Annotated in this window: 8 protein-coding genes; 4 read left to right on the top strand and 4 right to left on the bottom strand. The window is 73.1% G+C overall.

From position 1 onward, the window contains the following. Positions 1-93 precede the first annotated feature (93 nt). From recC to NV348_RS01535, 3 genes are all read left to right on the top strand, one after another. Entirely contained in the window at positions 94-3,579 is a 3,486-nt protein-coding gene (gene recC / locus NV348_RS01545; protein ID WP_447145330.1) for an exodeoxyribonuclease V subunit gamma, read from the top strand. Positions 3,580-3,587: 8 nt separating this feature from the next. Then, on the top strand, positions 3,588-6,941 hold the full coding sequence (locus NV348_RS01540) for a UvrD-helicase domain-containing protein (protein WP_447150901.1): 3,354 nt from the start codon (positions 3,588-3,590) through the stop codon (positions 6,939-6,941). 103 nt (positions 6,942-7,044) lie between these two features. Beyond that, positions 7,045-9,078, top strand: a complete 2,034-nt coding sequence (locus NV348_RS01535) for an AAA family ATPase (RefSeq protein WP_447145329.1) — start codon at positions 7,045-7,047, stop codon at positions 9,076-9,078. 7 nt (positions 9,079-9,085) lie between these two features. Here the strand turns inward: NV348_RS01535 and NV348_RS01530 are convergent, their stop codons facing one another. From NV348_RS01530 to NV348_RS01520, 3 genes are all read right to left on the bottom strand, one after another. Next, positions 9,086-11,239, bottom strand: a complete 2,154-nt coding sequence (locus NV348_RS01530) for a DUF4153 domain-containing protein (protein ID WP_447145328.1) — start codon at positions 11,237-11,239, stop codon at positions 9,086-9,088. A gap of 72 nt (positions 11,240-11,311) precedes the next feature. Continuing rightward, positions 11,312-12,355 (bottom strand): HAMP domain-containing sensor histidine kinase, encoded by a 1,044-nt coding sequence (locus tag NV348_RS01525; protein ID WP_447145327.1) that lies wholly within the window; start codon positions 12,353-12,355, stop codon positions 11,312-11,314. Then, positions 12,352-13,053 carry a response regulator transcription factor gene (locus NV348_RS01520; RefSeq protein WP_447145326.1) on the bottom strand — a complete coding sequence of 234 codons (702 nt, stop codon included), beginning with the start codon at positions 13,051-13,053 and terminating at the stop codon, positions 12,352-12,354. Before NV348_RS01520 ends, NV348_RS01525 begins: the two co-directional genes overlap by 4 nt. Before the next feature lie 57 nt (positions 13,054-13,110). On the opposite strand from NV348_RS01520, the gene NV348_RS01515 reads away from it, so the two are divergent. Beyond that, complete coding sequence (locus NV348_RS01515; protein ID WP_447145325.1) at positions 13,111-13,533, top strand: EamA family transporter; 423 nt, start codon at positions 13,111-13,113, stop codon at positions 13,531-13,533. On the opposite strand, the gene NV348_RS01510 is transcribed toward NV348_RS01515, so the two are convergent. Further along, the gene (locus tag NV348_RS01510) at positions 13,494-14,174 is read right to left on the bottom strand and encodes a TetR/AcrR family transcriptional regulator (protein WP_447145324.1); all 681 of its coding nucleotides are present in this window, start codon (positions 14,172-14,174) and stop codon (positions 13,494-13,496) included. The two genes, NV348_RS01515 and NV348_RS01510, sit on opposite strands and share 40 nt — an antisense overlap. Positions 14,175-14,294: the final 120 nt, after the last annotated feature.

Here is a 14,294-nt window from a genome sequence, read left to right as displayed (position 1 = left end):
CGCGTTGCGGTGTGGCCTATTTCACTCGCCCTGTCCGGTGGTCCCGGCGGGGCCGCACGATTGCGGGTCGGTCGCTGGGCGTATAAACAACGGATGCCGTTGCACCTCCATCGCGCCGAACGCGCCGACGCGCTGGCCGACGGACTGGGGCAGGTGCTCGGTGACGCGCCGGTCGACCCGTTCACCACCGAGGTGGTCGCGGTCCCGGCCAAGGGCGTGGAGCGCTGGCTGGCGCAGCGGCTGTCGGGCGTGCTCGGCGTGACGGGCGGCGGCGACGGCGTGGCCGCCAATATCGCCTTTCCCGCGCCGACGGCACTGGTGGCCGAGGTGCTGTCCGCGGCGAGCGGGGTCGCCCCCGCCGACGATCCGTGGGCGGGCCAGCGGCTGGTGTGGACCCTGCTCGGGGTGATCGACGAGGTCGTCGACCAGCCCTGGGCGGCCGTGCTGGCCCGGCACCTCGGGCTGCCCGGCGCGGGGCATCGGATGGGCAGGCGCTACGCCACTGCCGCGCACCTGGCCGCCCTGTTCGACTCCTACGCCGCGCAACGACCACAGCTGATCCTGGACTGGGCGGCGGGCGCCGACACCGACGGTGCCGGCGGACCGGTCCCCGACGACCTCGCCTGGCAGCCACTGCTGTGGCGGGCCTTGCGCGCGGCCGTCGGCTCGCCGAGCCCGGCCGAACGGCTCGCGGCGGCGTGCGCGCGGCTGCGGGCCGAACCGGACTCGGTCGACCTGCCCGCGCGCCTGTCCCTGTTCGGCCTCACCCGACTGCCCGCCGACCAGCTCGCCGTCCTCGTCGCGCTGGCCGAGCACCGCGACGTGCACCTCTGGCTGGCCCATCCGAGTCCCGCGATGTGGATGGCGTTGTCGGCGGCAGCCGGCGTGTCCTCGGGCAGGGGCCCCTCTCGGCACGATGTCCCGCGGCTCGACGGGGACACGGTCACGCGCAGCGCCGAGGACGAGATGGGTGTCCGGCGGCAGGGCCCCGATGTCGGAGGAGTCGTCTCGACCTCGGGTGCGCCGGCACCGGCGTGTCCCAGCACGCCGATGGTGCCGCGCGCGGCCGACCGCACCGCCGACCTCGTCCGGCACCCGCTCCTTTCCGGCCTGGCCAGGGATGTCCGGGAACTCCAGCAGCGGCTGAACCCCGTGCTGCACAGCACGATCCACCTCCCCGGCGCACCCGCCGGCACCACGCTGCTCGGCACGGTGCAGACCGCGATCCGCGACGACCGGGTCCCCGCACCGGGGGCGACGGCGGACGGCAGCGTGGAGCTGCACGCCTGCCACGGTCCCGCCCGCCAGGTCGAGGTGCTGCGCGATCTGCTGCTGACGACCTTCGCGGCCGACCCGGACCTGCAACCGCGCGACGTGCTGATCATGTGCCCGGACGTGGAGGCCTACGCGCCGCTCGTGCGCGCGGCCTTCGGTCATCGCGGCACCGGCGCCGTCGACCTGCCCGTCGAGGGCGAACACCCGGCCCACCAGCTGCGGGTGCGGCTGGCCGACCGTGGCCGGGCGGTCACCAACCCGATGCTCGCGGTGGTCATCGAGCTACTCGACCTCGCCGACGGTCGCGTCACGGTGACGCAGGTGCTGGACCTGGCGGCGAGCGAGACCGTGCGCAGGCGCTGCGGTTTCGACGACGACGACATCGAGCGACTGCGCGAATGGGCCGCCGAGTCCGGTGCCCGCTGGGGCATCGGGCAGCGTCAGCGCGAGGCGTTCGGCCTCGCCGACTTCGCGCAGAACACCCTCAATGCCGCCGTCGACCGGATCCTGCTCGGGGTCACCGCCGACGAGTCCGGCGACGACTGGCTGGATCTGGCCCTGCCCCTCGACGACGTCGACTCCAACGATGTCGACCTCGCCGGCCGCTTCGCCGAATTCGTCGACCGGCTCGCTGTCTGCCTGCGCGATCTGCGCGGCCCGCGCCCGGCCGCCGAGTGGACCGCGGTGCTGCTGCGGGCGGTCGACCTGCTCACCGATGTGCCGGACGCGCACTCCTGGATCCGGACCGAGGCGCGCCGCGAGATCGTCGCGGCCACCGAGCACGCGGGCGAGACGCCGCTGCGCCTGGCCGATGTCGCGGTGCTGCTGACCGGTCGTCTGGCGGGCGGGCCAGGCCGGGCCAATTTCCGCACCGGGGAGCTCACGGTGTGCACGCTGGTCCCGATGCGGTCGGTGCCGCACCGGGTGGTGGTCCTGCTCGGCCTCGACGACGACGTCTTCCCGCGCTCCGGCACGGTCGACGGCGACGACCTGCTGGCCCGCGACCCGCTCGTCGGCGAACGCGATGCGCGCAGCGAGGACCGTCAGCTGCTGCTCGACGCGATCATGGCGGCGGGCGAGCGGCTGCTGATCCTGCACACCGGCGCCGATCCGGTGACCGGTGCCGCGCGCCCGCCCGCGGTGCCGGTGGCCGAGCTGCTCGACGTCCTCGCCGTGCACGTCGGTCCGGGCGCGATGGACGCGGTGCATGTCCGGCATCCCCTGCAGGCCTTCGACCGGCGCAATTTCACCCCCGAGCGGCCCCGCAGCTTCGACCCCGTCGCGCTGGCGGGCGCCCGTGCCGCCGCCCGGCCCGCGCGGCCGCGTCCACCGCTGCTGACCGATCCGCTGCCACCGGTGCCGCAGGCGGATGTCGCACTGGCGGAACTGATCTCGTTCGCCGAACATCCGGTGCGCGCGTTCCTGTGGCAGCGGCTCGGGCTGCGGGTGCCCGAGGAAGCCGAGGACATCGCCGACCAGCTGCCCATCGAACTCGACGGCCTGGCCAAGTGGGATCTGGGCGAGCGGATGCTGTCGGCACGGCTCACCGGCGCCGACCCCGCCGGGCTGCGCGCGGCCGAATGGCGGCGAGGTACCCTGCCGCCCTTCGCTTTCGGTGGCGCGGTCCTCGACGAGGTGGAGGGCACCGTCGACACCCTCGTGCGCACCGCCCAGCCCGACTACGAAGCGAGTCCGCGCGCGGTCGACATCGCCATCGACCTGGGCAACGGCCGGACCCTGGCCGGCACCGTGCCCGAGGTGCGCGGCGAGACGCTGGTGCGCACCACGTACTCCCGGTTGGCGCCGAAACATCGGCTGGCCGCCTGGGTGTCGCTGCTGGCGCTGGCCGCGACCGAGGATCGATCGTGGCGCGCGATCAGCACCGGTCGTGGTCTGTTCCGCAGCAGGCCGGTCGCCCGGTCGGTGATCGTGGCGCCGGAGGCGCCCGCCGCGCTGGCGGTCTTGCGCGACCTGGTCCGCCTGCGTGACGAGGGGCTGTGCGAACCGCTGCCGGTCGCGCCCGCCGCCACCGCCGCCTACGCCGAACGCCGCTTCCGTGGCGACAGCGTCGCCGACGCCCTGCTCGCCGCCGAACACGCCTTCGACGGCGGTCCCAACGGACCCGACAAGTTCGGCGATCACACGGACCGCTACCTGCGCTATGTGTGGGGCCGGGCGCCGCGCTTCGACCGCTTCGCCGCCGCGGCCGCCCGGGCGGGCGAACCGGAGAGCACGCGGTTCGGAGCGGTCGCGCGCCGCTGGTGGGCACCGCTGCTGGCGGCCGAGAGCCAGGGGCAACCGTGACGGGCACGATGTCGGCACCCGCCGCCTTCGACGCGGCCGGACCGCTGCCCGCGGGCACCACGGTGCTCGAGGCGAGCGCGGGGACCGGCAAGACCCACGCCATCGTGGGTCTCGCGGTGCGCTACGTCGCCGAGGCCGGCATCGGCATCACCGAGCTGCTGCTGGTGACCTTCAGCCGCGCCGCCACCCAGGAACTGCGGGAACGCACCAGGGACCGCTTCGTGACGGTCGCCGCCGCGCTCGCCGATCCGGGCGTCGCGCGCGCCCATCCCGACGAGCTGGTGCGCGCGCTGGCCGACACCGACCCGGCGACCCTGCGGCTGCGCAGGCACCGATTGCTCACCGCCCTGGCCGATTTCGACGCGGGCACCATCGCCACCACGCACTCGTTCTGCCAGCGGATGCTCGACGAACTGGGCCTGGCGGGCGAGCACGATCCGGGCGCGCGGCTGGTGGAGTCGGTCGACGACCTGGTCGCCACCGTCGCCGACGACCTCTACCTGGCCCGCTACGCCCGCGATCGGGCGCCGTTCACCCTGCGCGAGGCGCACACCCTCGCGCTGGCCGCCGTGCACGACCGCCATGCCGAGCTCGCGCCGCGCACCGACGGTGCCGCGGGGGAGCGGGTGGCCTTCGCGACGGCGGTGCGCGCCGAGACCGAGCGCCGCAAACGCCGGGCGGGCCTGCGCGACTTCGACGATCTGCTGGTCCTGCTGCACGAGGTGCTCGCCGATCCGGACCACGGGCCACGGGCCCGCGCGCGGATCCGGCAGCGGTATCGGGTCGCGCTGGTCGACGAGTTCCAGGACACCGACCCGCTGCAATGGGACATCCTGCGCCTGGCCTTCCACGAGCACGCCACCTTGGTGCTGGTCGGCGACCCGAAGCAGGCCATCTACGCCTTCCGCGGCGCGGAGGTGCTCAGCTACCTGGACGCCGTCGCGCTGGCCGATCGGCGCAGCGAACTCACCCGCAACTGGCGCAGCGACGCCGGGCTGCTGCGGGCACTCGACCACCTGTGTGGCGGTGCGGAATTGGGTCATCCGGAGATCAGCGTCTATCCGGTGACGCCGACCCGTCCGGCGACCCGCCTGCACGGCGACCCGGCGGTGATCACCCCGCTGCGGCTGCGGGTGCTGCCGCGAACCGGGGCCGGTCCGCGCAACCGGTCGGGGTTCCCCTCGGTCGGCAGGCAGCGGACCACGGTGGCCGACGACCTGGCCGCCGACATCGTCACCCTGCTCGAATCCGGCGCCACCATCGAGGCCAAACCCGAACGGGGCGCGGATCATTCGCTCACCGAGGTCGGCGACGGCCGGGTGCGCAGGCCGATCGGGCCCGGCGACATCGCGGTGCTGGTGCGGACCCGCACCCAGATCGACGTGGTGCGGACCGCGCTCGACCGGGTCGGCGTCGCGTCCGTGCTGGCCGGTGGCACCAGCGTGTTCGCCACCGTGGCCGCCACCGACTGGCTGTGGGTGCTGCGCGCGCTGGAGCAACCGCATCGCGGTGACCGGGTCCGGTTGGCCGCCTGCACGCCGATCCTGGGCGTCACGGTGGCCGAGATCGATGCCGGCGGAGCCGATCTCGTCGGCCGGGTGTCCACCCAGCTGCGGGAGGCGGCTCGGCTGTTCGCCCGCGCCGGGTTCGCCGCGGTCTTCGACAAGCTCGCCACCGAGACCGATCTCGCGCCGCGCCTGCTCGCGGTGGAGAACGGCGAACGCGAGCTCACCGACCTGCGTCACCTCGCCCAGCTGCTCGACGAGGTGGCCCTCGCCGAGGGGCTCGGGGTGACCGCGCTGACCCGCTGGCTGGCCGACCGGGTCCGTGATCCGGAGGCGGGCAGTGTCAGTGGCCGCAGCAGGCGGCTCGACCGCGACGCCGCCGCCGTGCAGATCGCCACCGTGCACGCCAGCAAGGGACTCGAATTCCCGCTCGTATACCTGCCTTTCGCGTGGGACAGCGCCAAGAATCCGTATCCGGCGACGCTGCTGTTCCACGACGACAACGGCACCAGGGTCCTCGACATCGGCGGCAAGGAGGCGCCCGGCTATGGCGAGCGCCAATTGCGCAGCGAGGCCGAGGAATCGGGGGAGGAGCTGCGGCTGCTCTACGTCGCGCTGACCCGGGCCATGTGCCAGGTCGTCGCCTGGTGGGCGCCCGCCGTCACCACCGCGGCCGCGCCGCTGCACCGGATGATCCTGGGTCGGCGGCCCGGCTCGGCCCAGGTGCCGCGCCGCGCCGACATCCCGGCGGATACCGCTGCGGTGCAACGACTCACGGAGTGGGCCGCGCCCGCGGCCGAGGTGATCTCGGTGACCGCGGTGGACCGGCCCGACGATGTCGAGCCGCGCCGGGTCCGGACCGAACTGCCGACCGGCGAGCTGGCCGTCGCGGGTTTCGCGCGGGTACTCGACCAGCAGTGGCGGCGCACGTCGTACTCCGCGCTCACCGCGGGCGCGCACGATCTGGCCGGGGTCAGCGAGGAAGAACCCGAGGACGGGCCGGGGCCCGACGACGAACCGGCCGAGGCGCCGCTCGACGCCCCCGCCGTCGGCACCGGGGCGCCGTCGCTGATGAACGCGCTGCCCTACGGTGCGGAGTTCGGCACCCTGGTGCACGGCATCCTGGAAACCGTCGACACCTCGGCGCCGGATCTGCCCGCCGAGGTCGCCGCCCGCTGCGCGGAAGCCGTCGAGCACACCATGGCCGAACTCGATGTCGACCTGCTGGCCACCGCTCTGCTCGAAGTCCTGCGCACCCCCGCCGATTTCGGTTCGCTGGCGACCGTCGCCACCCGGGATCGCCTGTGCGAGCTGGAATTCGAGCTGCCGCTCGGTGGCGGCGACACCCCGGGCGCGCGCTCGGCGGGGATGCACGCCATCGCCGAGCTGCTCCGAATCCATCTGCCGGCCGACGATGCGCTCGCCGGCTACGCCGACCAGTTGGCGGCGCTGCCCGATACGGTGCTGCGCGGCTACCTCACCGGCAGTATCGACGCCGTGCTGCGGGTGCCCGACGACGCGGGTGTGTATCGCTACCTGATCGTCGACTACAAGACGAACCGGCTCGGCACCGGTGATCTCACCGTCGAGCACTACCGCCGCGAGCACATGGTGACGGAGATGATCCGCTCGCACTACCCGCTCCAGGCGTTGCTGTACGCGGTGGCGCTGCACCGCTATCTGCGCTGGCGGCTGCCCGGCTACGACCCGGCGCGGCATCTGGGCGGCGCGCGGTATCTGTTCGTGCGCGGCATGATCGGCGCCGCCACCCCGCCCGGCCACGGCGTGTTCGACTGGTATCCGCCCGCCGAACTCGTTGTCGCGCTGTCGGACCTGCTTGCGGGAGACCCGCGATGACGGCCCGCGAGAACCGTCGGTGTCCTCGGTCTGCGGCGTTTCCCGCCGCCGATTCCGCAGCGACGACACGGGCCGGCGGGCCTTGTTCCGGGGAGGTCGGTCGATGACGTCGATTCAGGTGGCGCAGCGCGGAACCGGGCTGCTGCGGGTGTTCAACGAAGCCGGTGTGCTGTCGGCGGCGGATGTGCATGTCGCGGTGCGGCTGGGCCGGATGGGGCGCGAGGAGTCCGAGGACGTGCGCTTCGCGGCCGCGCTGGCCGTGCGCGCGGTGCGGTCGGGCTCGGTGTGCCTGGAACTGGCGCGGATGCGCGAGATCGGTATCGATGCCGACGAAAGCCGCGACACCGCAACGGGTATCGATCCGGCCACCCTGCCCTGGCCCGACACCGATCGGGTGCTGGCCGCGCTGCGCCGCAGTCCGCTGATCCGCGGTGGTCAGGCCGGTCCGCTGCGGCCCTTGCGCCTGGTCGAAGCCGACGCCGAGGGTGGCGCGCTGCTCTACCTCGACCGGTACTACCAGCAGGAGCAGACCCTGCGGCGGGTACTCACCGAACGCAGCGCCGACCATCCGGAGATCGACTCCGCGCTCGTGCGCACCGAACTGGATCGGCTCTTCGCCGACCCCCTCGGCGCCGGTCCCGACCGGCAACGGCTGGCCGCCGCGCTCGCCGCCACGCACTGGACCACGGTCGTCGCGGGCGGGCCCGGCACCGGCAAGACCCACACCATCGCCCGCATCCTCGCGCTGCTCACCGCCCATCGCCGCGCCACCCCGAAACTCCCCGCCCTGCGGATCGCCCTGGCCGCGCCGACCGGCAAGGCCGCCGCCCGCCTGCAGGAAGCGGTCCGGGAGCAAGCCGCCGAACTCGGCCTCCCCGAACTGACCGCCGCCACCCTGCATCGCCTCCTCGGCTGGCAGCGCGGGCGCACCACCCGATTCCGCCACCACGAACACAACCGGCTGCCCTACGACGTGGTCGTCGTCGACGAGACATCCATGGTGTCGCTGACGATGATGAGCCACCTGTTCTCGGCGCTGCGCCCGGACACCCGGCTGGTCCTGGTGGGCGACCCGGACCAGCTGGCCTCCGTCGATGCCGGTGCGGTGCTGGCGGACCTGGTCGCCGGACCGATCAGCGGTGCGCCGAACCCGGCATTGCAGGAGCTGCTGCGGTCGGCGGCGGTGTCCGGGGTGGCGGGTCTGCTCGCAGGGGAACTTCACCCGGCCGCGGAGCGAGGCGGCTCGGCCGCGCCGGCGGATGGCCGGACAGACGCGCGGGGCGGCGAGAGCGCGGCGGAGTCTCGGGCGGAGATAGCCGATCAGGCTGGGGCACAACTGGCTCCGGAGTCGCTGAGCGCACTGGAACAGCGCCGCCTGCGCGGTGGCATCGTCCGGTTGACGCGGGGTCGGCGTTTCGGCGGCCGGATCGCGGACCTGGCCGTCGCGGTCCGCGCGGGCGATGCCGATGCCGCGCTGGCGATCCTGCGGGCGGGTGGTGACGACGTGTCGCTGTGCGCGCCCGACGAGACCGCGGCGGTCCGTGCCGATGTGACCAGCGCGGCACTCGCCGTCACGGCGGCCGCGAACGCGGGCGACGCCGTCGGGGCGCTCACCGCGCTGGAATCGCATCGGCTGCTCTGCGCGCACCGGCAGGGTCCGTTCGGTGTGGAGCGATGGGATCGGATGGCGGCGGAATGGGCCGCGGCCGGGGGCGCGGGACCCGAAGGGCCGCAGGCAGTCTGGTATCCCGGTCAGCCGCTGCTGGTCACCGCCAACGATCACGAGGCCCGCATCTACAACGGTGACACCGGCGTCATCATCCGCCGCCCCGACGGCTCGCTGCGGGCGGCCCTGCAGCGTGGCAGTGAGCCCTATCTCGTCCACCCGACGCAATTCCCGGCCGTGGTCACGGTGTTCGCGATGACGATCCACCGCAGTCAGGGCAGCCAGTACGACACCGTCTCGGTCGTCCTGCCCGAACCCGAGTCCACGCTGCTCACCAGGGAACTGCTCTACACCGCGATCACCCGCGCCCGCACCCACGTGCGCGTCATCGGCACCGAGGAGTCCATCCGCGCCGCCATCGGACGCCGGGTGCTCCGGGCCAGCGGACTGTCCCGGAGCACCCAGCCCTAGTGCGGCGTCAGCGCGCCGAACTGCGGGACAGGTTCCACGACCACCAGTGGTCGTCCTCGAGGTCGGCGCGGATCGGGTCCTCGATGTCGGCGCGCAACTCGGCGGGCAACCTGGTCAGCGCGGGCAGAATATCCGGGGACAGAGTGCTCAGGTAGTCGGTGTCGAGCCGCTTGCCGTGCTCCCAGCGGGCGATATTACGGTCGGCGACAAGATGTTCCGGGTCGAGGACGGCGAGCGCGATGAGCGTGCCGAGGGCGGTGCCGACCGCGGCGCGCGGCACCCAGTTCCAGCGCAGCCGGGCGATCGCGACCAGCACGAGCACATAGACCAGGCCGACCCACAGCTCGCACACCTCCACCAGCAGGCGCAGCACCGTGAAGCCGTAGGCCTGCTGATAGGTCCACATCCGCGCGAGCGCCGAGCCGACGATCACCAGCGCCAGCACGCTCACCGCGCTGAGCAGGATCCGCAGCCAGCGCCGGTCGGCGGCCGTCTCCTGCGACGCCCAGTGCAGCACCGCCAGGATCACCGCCAGGGTCAGGATGCTCACCGCCGACAGCTGCCAGAAGCCGCTGCGCGCGTATTCCGCGTAGGTGAGGCCTGCGGTGCGCTGCACATAGTCGTCACCGCCGAACAGGGCGACGAACTGGGCGCCGAGGAACACCCCGAACAGCACGGTGAGCGCACCGACGGGCAGCACCCATTCACTGCGCGACCACAACCGGACGGGCCGTGTCTCGGAGCCGGCGGCGGCGAGCGGTCCGGCCAGCAGGTACAACCCGCCGAGCGCGCCCATCCCGATCACCGCGAACAGCACGATCCACTGCCACGCCGTCGCCGCGTCGATCGACGGCACCAACCCGCTGAGCAACTCGGCGAAGGTCGCGTCCGCACCACCGAGCAGCGGCACGAACACCACCAGCAGCGCCGCCGTCACCGCGACCGACGCACCATAGCGCCGCACACTCGACATCTCCGTGGTCCGCGACCCCCGCAACCCCGAGAACGCCCACCGCACCGCCGCGAACGAAGCCAGCGGCACCGCGACCATGTCGTGCACGATCCCGCGACTCGACCGACGCCCCAGCACCGCCAGCGAGCCCGCCACACACGCCGCCAGCACACACAACACGAACAACCACCCCGCCGCGCGGAACGTACCGACCCCGAGCAGCGTGATCGCGGCGATGGTCCACCACAGACGATGCCGAGCGGTCACGGGCTCGGCAGTCGCGGAGGTACCGTCGGGCCGCCCAGAAGTCACGGCGGCCGTGGTCGCGGATGCCGGCCTGTCACCCGCCGTAGGGGAGCCGGCCACCACCGGAGTGGGCTCGCCATTCGCCTCGGTGCTGGAATCTCCTTCCGCTGCTTCCGAAGTGGACTGGCGCTGTGCTGAGTCGGTGGCCTTCGAGGTGACAACGGCCGGGTTGTCCGGCGCCGGGTCGCGGTTGTCGGCGGTGGCGCAGGTAACCGTGCCGGATTCCTCGCTCGCCGGGTCCGCATCGACCGAGGAATCCGGCACGCGTGCAGGGGTGTTCGAGGTGGCGCCCGAGCCGGCGGACCCGGAGCGGTCGGTGGCGGCCGAATCCTCGGGCGACGCAGCCACTCCGCCATCCCTGGAGTCGACTGCCGGCGTCGGCACGACGGGCTCCGCGCTACCTGTGGCCGGGCTGCCGATCGACGGCGAGCTAGCCGTGGGAGAGGGTGCGGGAGTGGTGTCGGCGTCCGTGGTGGCCGCTGTGCCGACCGGCGTCGTGGACGTGCTGGAGTCCCCGTCGGGCTCGGCCGAACTCCGGGATCGGGCACGGTAGTCGACGACGCCCAGCGCGCCCGCGATGACACCTCCGGTGAGTACCCAGCCGATGCCGGGGCGGTCGAGGGGAATCACTGTCGCGCCGACGATTCCGGCGACGGCAGCGGCGGGCAGGACACCGGCCGGGCGGGCTACGTGGTGCCAGCGCCGGTAGACCGGCGGCGGGGGCGGCGGTAACGGTGGCATGGCCGGGGTCGGGGGCGTGACGGCCGCCGCCTGCCCGCCCGCGGTCCACGGCTGCGGGGCGGTCCCGGGCGAGGCAGCGGGTGCGGGAGCGGGTTCGGTCTTCGTCGCCGTGGCGGTGGCCACGGGCCGGTCGGGTGTTCGCGGGGTGGTGGATTCGGTCATGTCCCCTCCGATGGGTGTGCGGGATCGTCCCGGGACCTGTGGTCCGGGATGGTGGGTCGGGATGAGGTCGGGTCAGTCCGTGGGCAGGACGACGCGGATACGGGAGCCGGGGCCGGCGACGGCGATGGTGCCGCCGTGCAGGTCGATCACCCAGCGGGCGATGGCGAGGCCGAGGCCGGTACCGCCGCCGTCGGTGCGTCCGCCCCGGGTGAAACGGTCGAAGACGGTGGCGCGGTCGGCTTCCGGGATACCGGGACCGTCGTCCTGGATCTCGATCACGGTCGCGCCCGGCACGGCCCGCGCGGACACGCGGACCTCGCCGCCCGCCGGTCCGTGCCTGGCCGCGTTGTCGAGCAGGTTGAACAGCACCTGGTGCAGGCGGGCCCGGTCGGCGTGCACGGTCGCGTCGGCCGGCTCGATCGCGGTGGTGAAGCGGACACCGCGGCCGAGCGCGGCCGTCATCACCTCCGCCTCGGCGATCACCTCGGCCAACAGCGGTGCCAGCGGCAGGTTCTCGCGATCGAGGGCGAACGCGCCCGCCTCGATGCTGGACAGATCGAGCAGTTCGGAGACGAGCAGGCCGAGCCGCTCGGTCTGGGCCAGCGCGGTGCGCAGCGTCGCCGGATCGGGTTCGCTCACCCCGTCGACGATGTTCTCCAGCACCGCGTGCAGCGCCGTCACCGGCGTGCGTAGCTCGTGCGAGACATTGGCGATGAGGTCGCGGCGCTGGCGGTCGGCCGCGGCCAGGTCCGCCGCCATCTGGTTGAACGCGGTCGCGAGCTGACCCACCTCGTCGCGGGAACTGGCCCGCACGCGAAAGCTGTAGTCGCCGTGGGCCATCCGCCGGGCGGCCGCGGTCATCTCGCGCAGCGGGCGGGTGATGCCGTGCGCCAGGAACTGCGAGGTGACCAGCGCGATGATCATGGCGGTGAGCGTGGTGAAGGTCGGCAGCCAGCCGATCCGCAGCCAGAAGTAGGCGAAGGCGACCGCGCCCGAGCACACCATGAGCACGGCCAGCTTCAGCTTGATCGAGCGCAACGGATCCAGCGGCCGGGGCATCCGGTCGGCCACCCGGTCGAGGAAGGTGCGCGGGGCATCGGCGGGCAGCTCGCTCATCGCGCGTCCAGGGCGTAGCCGACACCGTGCACGGTGCGGATCAGGTCGGCGCCGAGCTTGCGGCGCAGGGCCTTGATGTGGCTGTCGACCGCGCGGGTGCCCGAGGCGTCCGACCAATCCCAGATGTCCTCGAGCAGCCGCTCCCTGGCCAGGACCGCGCGCGGACGCTGCGCGAGGCGGGCCAGCAGGTCGAACTCCAGCGGCGTCAGCTTGGCCTCGGTGGCACCGCGCCAGACCCGCCGTTCGTCGAGGTCGATCCGGAGATCACCGACGACGATGGCGCTCTCGCCGCGCTCGGCGGCCCGGTCGACCCGCCGCAGCAGGGCGTGCACGCGGGCGGCCAGCACCCGCATCGAGAACGGTTTGGTCAGGTAGTCGTCGGCGCCGACCCCGAGCCCGACGAGCTGGTCGGTCTCGTCGGTGCGGGCGGTGAGCATGAGCACCGGGACGTGCCGGTCGGCCTGGATGCGACGGCACACCTCGAGCCCGTCGAAACCGGGCAGCATCACATCGAGCACGACCAGGTCCGGTTCCCCGGTGGCGGCCGCGGCGACCGCACCCGGACCGTCATGGGCCACGTCCACGGTGAACCCCTCCGCGCGCAGCCGCGCGGCGACCGACTCCGCGATCGTCACCTCGTCGTCCACGACGAGGATGCGCCGCGCGGGCGCTGCGGTCCCGCCCCCACTGATGTCCATGGTCAGACCCTAGCGAGCCGGTGTGGAGGGTTCCGTCGTCAAATGTGGAGATCCTGTGTGCAGCGCGCTGCGGTCACCCTCGTCACCGCCCGCCCCGTCCCCGGCCTCGACGCGGTGACCGCGACGGGCTACGGATTCCTCGGCGGCGCAGCCCTTCTCACCCCGACCCCCGCGAACCTCCTGGCCGTCACCGTCCTCGGCCTGGCACCCACCGCCGTCGCCTACGCGCTTTTCTTCCACGGCCTCCCCGCCGCGGGCGCCGCCACCGCCGCGATCCTCACCCTTCTCGAACCCCTCACCGCCACCCTCCTCGCGGTGGTGCTGCTCGGCGAACGACTGACACCCGTCGCCTGGACCGGCGCGGCCCTGCTCGCGGTCGCGCTGGTTCTCACCGCGACAACACAGGAACGAACGGCGTCACTGCCTGACGGGCGGAACCCTCAGGGCTCAGGGAAGAGGCCGGGGAGTTCCATGGCGTAGGCGAGGTCGTCGCGGGTGCCCATGGTGACCAGCAGGACGCGGATCATCGTGATGCGAGCTTCGGAGTCCAGCGCGGGATCGGGGTCGCTGCCGGGTGCGGTGCCGGCGGTGAGGCGGTAGACGACGTATTCGCAGACGTGCAGGGCCGTGTCCATGTCCAACGGCGTGGGCACGGGACGGCCGAGCTCGACGAAGGTCTTGCGGACCAGGGCGCGGATGTCGTCGAGGGCGCGTTCGCGGTAGGCCGAGACCAGGGAGCCGGGGTCGTGCAGTTCGGCGAACAGCGGGCGCAGCATGGGTCCGTGGCCGCGCGCCCAGTCGATGAACGCGTCGATCAGCCGGATCCCCAGCTCGACCGGTTCGTCGGTGCCGCTCAGCGCGTCGCGGATCGCCCCGACCAGGCCGTCGTTGGACGTGGTGAGTACCACGTGCAGCGGCTCGGAGACATTGCCGAAGTAGCGGTAGAAGGTGGGCCGGGCGAGACCGGCCTGCTCGATGATCTGGGCGACGCTGAGCCCGCGCGACCCGTTGCGGGCGAACACGGCGGCCGTCGCCTCGACGATCCGGGCGCGGACCTCTTCGGCCTGCTCCTGGGTCTGCGGTGGACGCCCACGGCGCACCGTGGCGGAATCACCGGACATCGCACCTCCTCACAACCGCGAGACGTCCACGGAAAGCTTGACACGGCACCGGCTCGAACCATTAATCTAACACTAGTGTTCAGCAAATAGCCGAACCTGCGCGATCGCTCCGCGCGACCC

It is taken from the genome of Nocardia fodinahabitans, from assembly GCF_052983615.1.
The sequence above is the reverse complement of the archived record's forward strand: the minus strand, read 5'-3'. Positions and strand labels throughout refer to the sequence as shown.